Origin of the sequence: Protofrankia sp. CiP1_Cm_nod2, assembly GCF_920664355.1 — a bacterium.
Classification (GTDB): Bacteria; Actinomycetota; Actinomycetes; order Frankiales; family Frankiaceae; genus Protofrankia.
The window spans coordinates 1-11,007 of sequence record NZ_CAKKTL010000170.1 but is presented as its reverse complement, the minus strand read 5'-3'; the positions used below and the strand labels follow the sequence as shown (position 1 = coordinate 11,007).

The window sequence follows — 11,007 nt, the reverse complement described above, 5'->3', positions numbered from 1 at the left end:
AAAATCTCAGTTCGCTGAAATATTATTACCCGGGCCGACCAGTCGAGGGACGACGAGGTTCCTTCTCGAGGAACTGCCTGTACCTGACACGCCGGCAGACGGCCGCTTGAGGTATGCCAGCCGCAGGAGCGGTGTCGGACGGGTTGGTTCGTCGTCCGTGGCCGGGGCGCTGACCCGGCCGGGTTGCCGTCGGCGACGATGGCCGGTCATGTCAACACCCGGCGGCGGAATTGCCCGATCGTGGCACTACAGCACGTGCGGGAGCGTCGCGTCCCGTCGCTGACCGGCGGCAGGACGACAGCGGACTGGTCGGCGTGTAGGCGTATACGCTTACGTTCATGGTGGTGGCTGACCTGGTACGCGGCGTTCGAGCCGATGCGGGGCTGTCTGTGCGGGCCCTCGCCGATGCGGCGGGGGTGGCGGCCAGTACCGTCCACCGGATCGAGCGGGGCGAGTTGCAGCCGACCGTGGACACGTTGCGACGTATCATCGAAGCCGCTGGGATGCGCCTGCACATCGACGTCCACCCCGACTATTCGGCCAGCATGGTCGGCCTGGCACGGTCGATCGTGAGTGACATCCCCGCTGGAGAGCGCACGGAGCCGGTCCGCAAGGCGGCGGAACTGGCCCATCGGTTCCGCGGCGCGGACCCGGACATCCGTCGTCGAATGATCACCGCGATGCCGCCTGCGACCGGGGACCAACGATGGGACGCCTTCCTGGCCGCACTCGCCGAGTGGCTGGCGGTCCAGGAGGATCTGCCCGTTCCCGCATGGGCCCATCACGACAGCCGCTATCTGCGCCATGGCTGGTGGGTGACGTCGATGCCGTCGATGCGGGCCTGGGAGTACGCCGGCAGCCCGGTTTCATTCCAGAACCATGGTGTGTACCTGCACCGCGACTCCCTCACGAACATATGAGTCAGCTGGTTCCTGATCATGGAGAAGCTGTCACATGCTGACCAGAGAGCGCATTCTCGGCCTGTTCGCGGAGCTGAACGACGAACTCCGCCGGCTGGGGATCCGCGGTGACGTCTTCATCGTCGGTGGTGCCGCCATGACTGTCGCCTACGACGCTCGACCGGCCACCAGGGACGTTGACGGGATCTGGCATCCGTCCACCGAGGTCCGCGCCGCCGCGGCACGGGTTGCAGCCCGTCATGAGGACCTTGAACCGGACTGGCTGAACGACGGAGTCAAAGGTTTTCTACCGGGTCATGATCCGGGGCATCCCGTCGTCGTCTACGACAATGATCACCTCACCGTGTCGGCTCCGTCTCCCGAGTACCTGCTGGCGACGAAGCTGCTGGCGAGCCGGGTCAGCCGTGACGAGAACGACATCATCAGGCTGTACGACCTGTGTGGCTTCTCCAGCGTCGACGAAGGCCTCGATCTGCTCGAACGCTATTACCCGGGCCGGCCGATCGAGGCGAAGGTGAGGTTCCTGCTCGAGGAACTGCTCGCACCCGACGCGCCGGCGGACGGCCACTGAGGCAGCCGGCCACTGAGGCAGCCGGCCGTGGGAGCGGGTGTCGGACACGGTGGTTCGTCGTCAGTGGCAGGGGCGCTGACCCGGCCGGGCTGGCGTCGGCGGCGATGGCCGGTCATGTCGGCACTCGGTAGCGGGAGATGCTCGATCGTGGCATTACAGTACGTGCGTGTGTTGCGTCGCGTCGCCGGTCGGCGACGCGACGACAGCAGGGTGATCGTCGTGTCCGCCACGGGGGAATGGATCATGCTGTGGGTGTCGAGATATGCGGACGGGATGTCGGCCCGGTGGGCCGCCCGGCTCGGCCCGGTGGGCCGCTGTGGCCCGTCGTGCCGCTGTGGCTCGGCGTGTTCCGGGCTGCCGGGCTGCGGCGCGGCCGTCCGTCGCGTTCCGGCCCGTCGGGCCGTGACGGTGTGATCACGGCGGTCGCTGACGGGGCACGCGGCTCGGTATGAGCCGCAACCTCAGGATCGCGGTGCCCGTGGTGCTGGTCGCCGCGCTCGTCGTCGTCGGGTTACGGGTGCTCACCCGTCCCTCGTTGTTCGCGTCCGACGCCTGATTCGGTCATGGGATGACGTGCGGCCGTCGCTGTGTGATGGCGGCCCGACACGGCCCGCCCGGTCGTCCCGCGCGTGGTATCCACACGGGACGAGACCGGCGGGACGGGGTCAGTCGATGCCGATCGCTCCGCGTATCTGTTCCAGGGTGGGCACTGTTCGTTTGCGGGCCTTTTCCGCGCCCGCGGCCAGCATGGCATCCAGTTCGCTGCCGGGGGCCATCAGGGCGTCGTAACGTTCGCGCAGCGGGCCGAGCTGCGTGTTGAGGACGTCGAACAGCTGGTTTTTCAGCTCGCCCCAGCCCATGCCGCCGGCCAGCAGGCGTTGCCGGGTGTCGGCGACGGTCTCCGGGGAGGCGAACTGCTCCAGGATCTGGAAGACGCTGGAGCTGTCCGGATCCTTGGGCGCCTCCACCGGGGTGGAATCGGTGGGAATACGACGGACGAGTTTCTTCAGCTGGGACTCGGTACAGAAAAGCGGAATCGTGTTGTCGTACGACTTGCTCATCTTCCGGCCGTCCAGGCCGGGGAGCGTGCGTCCGGTCTCGGCCTCGGGCACGATCGCCTGCGGGATTCTGAGTTTGAAGCTGTCACCGTAGACGTGGTTGAACGAGCCCGCGATGTCGGCGGCGATCTCCACGTGCTGTACCTGGTCGCGCCCGACCGGCACCGCGTCGGTGCCCATGATCAGGATGTCGACCGCCATGAGAACCGGATAATTGTACAGGCCCATGTTGATCCCGGCGTCGAGATCCGCCTTGCCCGCTTCCCGGTTGCGGTCCCGCGCCGCCTTGTAGGCGTGTGCCCGGTTCAGCAGCCCTTTACCGGTCAGGCAGCTGAGGATCCAGGCCAGCTCGGGGATCTCGGGGATGTCCGACTGCCGATAGAGGACCACCTGGTCCGGGTCGAGGCCGGCGGCGATCCACGTCGCGGCCACCGAGCGGGTGTAGTGCCGCAGCAATGCCGGGTCGCGAACAGTGGTCAGCGCGTGGTAGTCCGCGATGAAGTACATCGCCTCGTACTCCTCGGCGAGCCGCAACGCCGGTTTGATGGCACCGACGTAGTTGCCGAGGTGCGGTTCACCGGTCGGCTTGATTCCCGTCAGGGAAATTCTGGCTGGGGACGCGGACATCAACCTCACATCTTCTCCGGACTGTCCCTGAGAATACAGCTCGCGGTGGACGCCGGCCGTGACGCCCGCCCCCGGGCCGTGTGAGGTGGGGCCGCCCGCCCGCCCGCCCGCCCGCCTGCCCGCCTGCCGGGCCGTCGCCCGCCGCTGCCTCGCCGCCCGGGCTCGCCCGCCCTGGTGTCCCCGCCCTGGTGCCGCACGGTGAGGAGCTCCGGCCGGTGGGAGCGCATGGCCGCGATCCCGCCCCGGCGCCGTGATCTCCTGGACCGCGGTGGCCGGCGGAGGAGCGCACGGCAGGTGGCCCGATGCGCCGGGGCCGATGCCGGCGGCCCGTCGGCCGAAGCTCTCCGGCCGGGAGCGTCCGGCTGGCGAGGCCGTGGCCGATGTGCCGGCGTCGGGCGGGCAACGGCCGGCCCCCGTCCGTCATGCCTGATCGTCATGGGGGGCGGGCGGCCCGCGCCCGACATCCCCGCCGGCGTACGCACCCCACAGGACACTACATAGTAGAATTTCGTCAGCAAAATACGTACAAGTCGGGTAGTCCCGTCCCGGCGGTCGCGGTGAGATCGTCCCGGACGTGTCGGGGGTGAAAGGACATGCCGGATTCGGCCATTCTGGACGTGCCGATCGGTCTCATCCTGGTGTTCGCCATCGGGAGTGTGGCGGTCTCCCGCATCAACGAGGCCGTTTTTGGGATCATGAGCTATCGCGGCCGGCAGCTCGAGGTCGAGCTGCGGCGTCTTTTCGGCGACGGCCCGGTGGACCGGACGGGGACGGCTCCCGACACCAGCCTGACCGCGCAGCTTCTCGACGGCCCGTTGCGCGGCCTGCGTTCGGGCGGCCGGACGAATGCCGTGCCCGACATGAGGAACGGCCCGGGGCAGGTTGGCGCGTGGCGCCGGGCCCGGCAGTTACGCCTGCCGTCCTACATCCCGTCCGTCGCCTTCGCCCGTGGCGTGCTCGACATGCTGGAACCGCCGGTCCGCGTCCTGCTCGCCCGGATGGACACGGAGACGCTTCCCGACACCGCCCGCGAGGCCTACCGGAACGCGCATCATTCGCTGACCGGCACGACAGCCGTGGCCCTGGCCGAGGCCATTACCGCGGCCTCGTCGGCGTCCGAGGAAAACCGTAAGATCGCCAGGTCGATAGCCGGGCTCGCCGGCCCGGAATCCATCAGGCCGTTACTGGAGGAGCTGGACAGGCTTCCCGAGGACGCGCCCCTGCGGCTGGCGCTGACCGGCATCATCACCCACGCCGCCCATGACCGGGACCGGATCGTCGCCGAGCTCGCAGCCTGGTACGACGACACGATGGACAGGCTGTCCGGCTGGTACAAGCGGCGTGTCCAGCGTTTTCTCATCGTCTACGCGCTGCTGGTCACCCTGGCGCTGAACCTGGACGCGATCGCGCTCACCAACGCGCTGTGGGAGGACCGGTCGCTGCGGGCGGCCGCGGTCGAGGCCGCGGCCACCCAGATGGACCCGCCGGGCCCTGTCACCGTCAGCACGGACGGCACCGCGACGGACGGCACCGCGACGAACGGTCCCGCGGACGCGGCGGACCAGGCGGTCCAGGCCATCCGGGACGCCGGTGCGCTGCGGCTGCCGCTGGGCTGGGCCGGCGCCGGCTCCGACAACGCGGGCCCGCGGGCGGTTCCCGACGATGTCGGTGGCTGGGCGGTGAAAATTCTCGGCTGGCTGTTCACCACGCTCGCGCTCTCCCTCGGCGCGCCGTTCTGGTTCGACCTGCTCGGACGGCTGGTCAACATGCGCAGCACGGGGCCGAAACCCGTCCCCGTCGCCTGACCGCGCCGCCCGGCGCGGCCGCTCTGCCGCGCCGCCGGCGTGCCGCGCTGCCCGGTGAACGCTGCCCCCCGGCGGTGAGTGCCGCCGCCCGGCGATGCTGCCACGCGAGCCGGTGGCCTCCGCCATGGCGGGCCATCGCGCGACGCCGCGCGGGGAGAGGGGCGGGGAAAGGGGAAGTCGCGCGGGGAAATGCGGGGAAAGGGGAAATGCGGGGAAAACGGTCACCGGAGACATGGCTCGCGGGCATGGTCCAACGGGCATGGTCCAACGGGCACGGACCGTCAGTCGGCCGTCGCTGCCGGGGAGGGCGGGGGATGGGTCAGACCGGCGCGCAGGACGAGCTCGAGCTCGAAGCGGGCGTCCGGGTCGTCCAGGATCTCCCCGAACAGGGCGCGCAACTGGCCGAGCCGGTAGCGGACCGTCTGCGGGTGCACCTGGAGCTCGGCGGCGATCAGGGCGCGCTGTCCCCGTAGCCGCAGCCACAGCAGCAGTGTCTGCGCCAGCCGGGTACGGGCCCGGGCGGGCAGCCCGTCCAGCGGGGCGAGCCGGCGGCGGGCGAGGTCGGCGAGCAGCTGCGGATCCCGGGTGAACAGCAGCCCGGCGAGATGGTCGTCGGTGAACAGCACCCCGCCAGGGCTGACGGGTACGCCCGGCAGCGTTCCGCTGTCCCGGGCCCTGCGCGCGAACGCCGCCCGCGCCGCGCTGGCGGACGCGTCCCGCCACGGGACGGCCGGGCCGACGATCGCGTCGAGACCGGCCAGCGTCCGCTCGAGCCAGCCCCGCCGCCCGGGCCCGACCGGGTCGGTGACGAACACCCAGGTGTCCTTGCCCTGGATGGTGCGAGGTGTCTCCGGCGGCAGCACCAGGTGGGGGAGGCAGTGGTCCACCCGGCGGTCGACACGATCGTGGGCCGGCCCGCCCACACCCCCGGCATCGTCGGCTCTGTCGCCGCCGCGAGTCGTGTCGCCGCCGCGAGTCGCGGCAGCGTCATGAGTCGTGTCGTTGCCGCGAGTCGTGCCGAGGGTGTCAGTCGTGTCGGCCCAGCGGGACCCGTCGTCGCCGCGAGCCGCGTCAACGGCTCCGCGGGCCCGCTCGGCGTCGCTCCCGCCGTCGCCCCGAGCGGGGCTGACGGCACCGGCTCGGTCGGCCCCGTCGGCTCCGTCGGCTCCGTCGACGACGCGGCCGCTGCCCGCGGAGCCGGGGAGGAGAACGGCGGCCACGACGTCGGGCAGCCGGTAGCGGGCCGCCCGGGCGACCTGCTCGATCGTTGCGGGGCTTCCCCCGGACAGCATCAGCTCGCCGAGCCGGTCCCACAGACGGCCGCGTTCGCTGGCCGCCTCGGACTGCTCCTGGGCGTAGCCCTCGGCGCTGGCGGCGGAGATCCGGTCGATGTAGGCGAACATCGTTTCGGCCAGCGAGACCAGCCCGGCGGCGTCCAGCCCGCCGCGCCGCGCCGCCTCGGCGAGCCGCCGCCAGGCGACCCGGGCGCCCACCCGGTAGGCGCCGAGAAGGGTGTCCAGCGAGCGCCCGGAGCGGAACTCGCCGCGTCCCAGCCGGACGTAGACCTCACGGCTGGCCGCGAGATCGGGCGGTCCGCCGGAGTCGGCGCCGACCACGGTGAGGAAACGCAGCAGCGCCTCTTCGACCCCCTGCCGCACGCCGCGGCCGAACGAGCCCTCCAGCGGGCGCGCGTACGGCGGCACCTCACGCGCGATGGCCGCGATCAGATCATCGCTGAGGGTCGCCAGCTCAAATCGCAGAATGTCAGCGAGATCAGTAGACAGAGTGGATGGCAACTGTCCGTCTGGAACAGTTTTCACGGCTTGCACCCCGCTTCGGACGGGCCCCGGGTCGTCGAAGTGCTCCGGTGAGCATAACCCCGCCTCATCGGTGGCGATGCGACGAACGGCCCGGCGATGACCGTGGGGCCCTGTCGGGGTCCTGCTGGGATCCTGACGAGAGGCGCCGCCGGGACGCGGCGGGAACCCGCTGAGAACCCCGGCGGGGCTCACGGCGAGGCCCTGGCCGGATTCGCCGGAAAGGCGGGATCAATCCGGGAGCGCGATGGCCGTGGAGCGGGCAACCGGCGGCCCTGTGGCGCGGATCATCGAGTACCCGGACCATGACAGGCCCGGCCGCAGTAGCGTTGCCAACCGTGCCCCCTCGTACCGAGACGAATACGACCGCCGTCCTGTTGCCGGCGCCCTCCTACCCGGTGGAGAAGACCTCCCTGGCGAACGGGCTGCGCGTCGTGCTGGCTCCGGATCGCACGGCGCCCGTTGTCGCCGTGGCTGTCCACTATGACGTGGGATTCCGCTCCGAGCCGGAGGGGCGGACCGGCTTCGCGCACCTGTTTGAACATCTCATGTTCCAGGGCAGTGAAAATGTCGGAAAGGCCGAGCACGCGAAGTATGTGCAGGCCGCCGGGGGCATATTCAACGGATCCACGCATCCGGACCACACCGACTACTACGAGCTGCTGCCCTCCGGCGGGCTGGAACGCGCGCTGTTCCTCGAGGCCGACCGGATGCGCGCGCCCCGGATCACGCGGGAGAACCTGGACAACCAGATCGCGGTGGTCCAGGAGGAGATTCGGGTGAACGTGCTGAACCGGCCCTACGGCGGGTTTCCCTGGATCACGCTCCCGCCGGTCGCCTTCGACACGTTCCCCAACGCCCACAATGGCTACGGTGACTTCCACGAGCTTGAGGCGGCGAGCCTCGACGACGCCGCGGACTTCTTCGACAAGTACTACGCGCCGGGCAACGCCGTCCTGACGGTGGTCGGTGACTTCGATGTCGACGACGCCCTGCGGCTGGTCCATCGCTACTTCGACGACATCCCGGCCCGGCCGGTGCCCGTCCGCCCGAGTTTCGCCGAGCCGGTGCGCGCCGAGGAACGGCGCTCGGTCCTCACCGACCCGCTCGCGCCCCGCCCGGCGCTCGCCGTCGGCTACCGCGTCCCCGATCCTCTGGCCGATCTACCGACCTTCCTGGCCTACGACGTGCTCACCCACGTCCTGTCCGCCGGCGACGCCAGCCGGCTGGAGCGCAGGCTCGTCCAGAAGGACCGGTCGGTGATCGGCGTGAGCACCTATCTCGGCACCTTCGGGGACCCGTTCGACCAGCGGGATCCGCTGCTGCTCACCCTGGAGGCCCGGCATCCCGCGGAGTCGACGCCCGATGCGGTCCTCGCCGCGGTGGACGAGGAGCTCGACCGCGTCGCCACCGACGGCCTCCAGCCCGGCGAGCTCGCCCGGATACAGGCGCGGATCGCCTCCGGCCTGCTGCGCGAGGCCGACGACGCGCTCGGGCGCGCGCTGGCCCTGGCCACCTTCGAGCTGCACCGCGGCCGGCCCGAACTGATCAACGAGCTGCCCGCGGTGGTGGGGGCGGTGACCGCGGAAAGCGTGCGGGCAGCCGCCGCCGGCCTGCGCTCCCAGGGCCGGTCGGTCCTGGAACTGCGTGCCGGTGCCGCCTCGTGACCCTCACGGGCATCGTGCTCCCCACCGACGCGGCGGCTCCCGCGGGCGCCGCGTTCCTCACGGATGCCGTGGGCCGGGCGGGCACCGCCACCGTCATGGGCGCCACCGTCATGGGCGCCACCGTCATGGGCGCCACCGTCATGGGCGCCACCGTCACGGGCGCCGCCGTTCCCAGGGCTACCGCCGTTCCCAGGGCTACCGCTGCTCCCAGGGCTACCGTCGCTCCCGCAGGCACCACGCGCCCGCCGGGCAGGCCGTCATCGCAGAACAGGAGGTCGCGGTGAGCGCCGCAACCATTGGGAAAGCATCCGGCGACGCTCCGGGGGCCGGGGCGTCGCCGTCCGTCATCCCGCCGGTGGCCGCGACCGTGGCGGCCGAGCTCCCCACGGTCGCCGAGCGGACCCTACCCGGTGGCCTGCGGGTGCTGGTGGTCCGGCGGACGACCGTGCCCCTGGTGGAGGTGCGGCTGCGCATCCCGTTCACCGGCCTGGGCGCGGCCCATCAGGCACGCGGTGAGCTGCTCGCCGAGACCCTGTTCACCGGGACGCAGCTGCGTGACCGGGTGGAGCTCGCCACCGTCGTGCAGTCCCTCGGCGGCGCGCTGTCGACCTGGGTGGACGCCGACCGTCTCGCGATCGTCGGCTCCGCGCTCGCGACCAACCTCGTCCCGCTGCTGGACCTGATCGCGGAGGTGCTGACCGGCGCGACGTACCCCAGCGGCGAGTTCGCCGGTGAACGCGACCGGCTGGTCGAGGAAGCCACGATCGCCCACAGCCAGCCGGCGTTGATCGCCCGGGAGGGCCTGCTGCGCCGGCTGTACGGCGACCACCCCTACGGCAGCGAGACACCGGTGCCGGACGTGGTCTCCCAGGTGACCGAGGCCGACGTGCGGACGCTGCACGCCGCGCGCGTGTCACCGGTGGGCGCGGTGCTCACGCTCGTCGGCGACGTGGAGCCGCAGGCCGCGCTCGAGCGGGTGGAGGCGGTCCTCGGCGACTGGCGGGGGACGGCCGCCGACGCGGTGCCGCCGCTGCCGGCCCTGCGCACCGGCCCTGTCGTGATCATCAACCGGCCCGGCGCGGTGCAGACGAACATCCGCATCGGTGGCCCGGCGGTAGACCGCCACCACCCCGCCTATGCCGCGCAGCGGCTGGCCAGCACCATCTTCGGCGGCTACTTCAGCTCGCGGCTGGTGTCGAACATCCGGGAGGACAAGGGCTACACCTACTCGCCGCGCAGTTCGCTCGACTACCCGGTCGCGGGCTCCCGGTTCACGGTGACCGCGGACGTGGCGACCGACGTGACCGGCCCCGCGCTGCTCGAGATCTTCTACGAGCTCGGCCGGATGGCGCTGCTGCCGGTGTCGGACGAGGAGCTCGACGCGGCCCGCCAGTACGCGATCGGGACGCTGGCGCTGTCCACGGCGACCGGGGTGGGGCTCGCCTCCACCCTGTCGGCGCTGGCCGGCGCGGGGATCGGCGTCGGGTACCTGCACGACCATCCCGCGGCGCTGGCGAAGGTGACAGCGCGGGACGTGTTGGAGATCTCGGCGCAGGTGTTCGCGCCGACACGTCTGGTCACCGTCCTGGTCGGGGACGCGGAGAAGATCGCGGCCGAGGTGGGGGCGATCACCGAGATCGCCCCCGAGGTCGTCGCCCCCGGGACCGTCACCACAGCCGCTGACAAGGCCACCGCCAGCGAGGCCGCTGCCACCTGAACCGGCCGTCCGACCGGGCGGCCGTCCGACCGGGTGACCGTCCGACCGGGCGGCCCTGTCGGCATCCCGGTCCGGACCGGCTGGCGGTGGCCGTCCGGCCGGCTCGTGGCCGGGCCGCTCGGCGCGGCGTGGCACGGCCGGCCCTGTCCGGCCCGGTTTCGCCTGGTGGCCTGGCACGGCCGGCCCGGAAGCGGCCCACAGCGCCCCGAGGAGCCGTTCGCGACGGCGGCTGATGGCCGCTTCCCCCTGCCCCGGCCGGCCGCAGCCGCCTTGTGGCCGGCGCTGGGGCAGGAGGGTCAGCGGCGGGACGGGTTGGCCCGCGGCGGTGCCGGCCGGGGAGTGCCGCCACGGCCGGCCAGCTCCCCGGGCAGGACCGTGCGCGGGTCGGAGACCGACTCGACCACCTGCCGGGCGAGGTCGTGCACGCGCCGTCCCATGCCGCGGGCGGTCCGCCGCAGCCGCTCGAACGCCTCCCTGGGCCGCAGCCGGTGACGCTCGGCCAGCACGCCTATCGCCTGTTCGACGATGACCCGGGACGCGAGCGCGTGCTCCAGCTGTACCACCGACAGCCGCAGCTGCTCGATCTCGGTGAGCTCGTGATCGGGACGCCGGGGCCGGCCGGGCGGAGCGAGGTCCTCGGCGAGCAGGTCGGCGAGCACCATCGCGGAGAGCAGGTCACCGACCGGCCGGACCTCGCCTGCTGGCCCTTCCACGATCCATCCGATCGTGGCCCTGCGCAGGCGCAGTTCGGAACGGCCGCCGGGCGCCGGCCCGCCGGGCGCGGCTTCGGCCGCGGGGCCCCGGACGCCCGGCCCGCCCCCGGCC

General features: G+C 72.0%; 9 protein-coding genes. 6 read left to right on the top strand and 3 right to left on the bottom strand.

What is annotated here, in order from left to right:
* The first annotated feature begins 338 nt into the window (after positions 1 to 338).
* Positions 339 to 920 (top strand): helix-turn-helix domain-containing protein, encoded by a 582-nt coding sequence (locus NBW84_RS17410; RefSeq protein WP_250285788.1) that lies wholly within the window; start codon positions 339 to 341, stop codon positions 918 to 920.
* Between the two features lie 34 nt (positions 921 to 954).
* Positions 955 to 1,491 carry a hypothetical protein gene (locus NBW84_RS17405; RefSeq protein WP_250285787.1) on the top strand — a complete coding sequence of 179 codons (537 nt, stop codon included), beginning with the start codon at positions 955 to 957 and terminating at the stop codon, positions 1,489 to 1,491.
* 665 nt (positions 1,492 to 2,156) lie between these two features.
* Here NBW84_RS17405 and NBW84_RS17400 read toward each other — a convergent pair.
* A complete protein-coding gene (locus NBW84_RS17400; RefSeq protein WP_250285786.1) occupies positions 2,157 to 3,176 on the bottom strand; it encodes a tryptophan--tRNA ligase in 1,020 nt (339 codons plus the stop codon).
* A gap of 593 nt (positions 3,177 to 3,769) precedes the next feature.
* On the opposite strand from NBW84_RS17400, the gene NBW84_RS17395 reads away from it, so the two are divergent.
* Positions 3,770 to 4,981: a hypothetical protein gene (locus NBW84_RS17395; protein WP_250285785.1), complete on the top strand. Its 1,212-nt coding sequence runs from the start codon at positions 3,770 to 3,772 to the stop codon at positions 4,979 to 4,981.
* 281 nt (positions 4,982 to 5,262) lie between these two features.
* Here the strand turns inward: NBW84_RS17395 and NBW84_RS17390 are convergent, their stop codons facing one another.
* Positions 5,263 to 6,777 carry a helix-turn-helix domain-containing protein gene (locus tag NBW84_RS17390; RefSeq protein WP_250285784.1) on the bottom strand — a complete coding sequence of 505 codons (1,515 nt, stop codon included), beginning with the start codon at positions 6,775 to 6,777 and terminating at the stop codon, positions 5,263 to 5,265.
* Between the two features lie 326 nt (positions 6,778 to 7,103).
* Here NBW84_RS17390 and NBW84_RS17385 point away from each other — a divergent pair, with 326 nt between their 5' ends.
* From NBW84_RS17385 to NBW84_RS17375, 3 genes are read left to right on the top strand one after another with little or no spacing between them, the layout of a single operon-like run.
* Positions 7,104 to 8,465 carry a M16 family metallopeptidase gene (locus NBW84_RS17385; protein ID WP_250285783.1) on the top strand — a complete coding sequence of 454 codons (1,362 nt, stop codon included), beginning with the start codon at positions 7,104 to 7,106 and terminating at the stop codon, positions 8,463 to 8,465.
* A complete protein-coding gene (locus NBW84_RS17380) occupies positions 8,462 to 8,749 on the top strand; it encodes a hypothetical protein (protein WP_250285782.1) in 288 nt (95 codons plus the stop codon). Before NBW84_RS17385 ends, NBW84_RS17380 begins: the two co-directional genes overlap by 4 nt.
* Entirely contained in the window at positions 8,746 to 10,182 is a 1,437-nt protein-coding gene (locus NBW84_RS17375; RefSeq protein ID WP_250285781.1) for a M16 family metallopeptidase, read from the top strand. The genes NBW84_RS17380 and NBW84_RS17375 overlap by 4 nt, the downstream gene beginning before the upstream one ends.
* Positions 10,183 to 10,478: 296 nt before the next feature.
* Here NBW84_RS17375 and NBW84_RS17370 read toward each other — a convergent pair.
* Positions 10,479 to 11,007, bottom strand: a 529-nt coding sequence (locus NBW84_RS17370) for an ANTAR domain-containing protein (protein WP_250285780.1), incomplete at its 5' end; no start/stop codon positions are given.

Coding starts and splice junctions, on each gene's coding strand:
- NBW84_RS17400 (WP_250285786.1), bottom strand. CDS start 3,176: ATGTCCGCGTCCCCAGCCAGAATTTCCCTGACGGGAATCAAGCCGACC.
- NBW84_RS17410 (WP_250285788.1), top strand. CDS start 339: ATGGTGGTGGCTGACCTGGTACGCGGCGTTCGAGCCGATGCGGGGCTG.
- NBW84_RS17385 (WP_250285783.1), top strand. CDS start 7,104: ATGACAGGCCCGGCCGCAGTAGCGTTGCCAACCGTGCCCCCTCGTACC.
- NBW84_RS17395 (WP_250285785.1), top strand. CDS start 3,770: ATGCCGGATTCGGCCATTCTGGACGTGCCGATCGGTCTCATCCTGGTG.
- NBW84_RS17405 (WP_250285787.1), top strand. CDS start 955: ATGCTGACCAGAGAGCGCATTCTCGGCCTGTTCGCGGAGCTGAACGAC.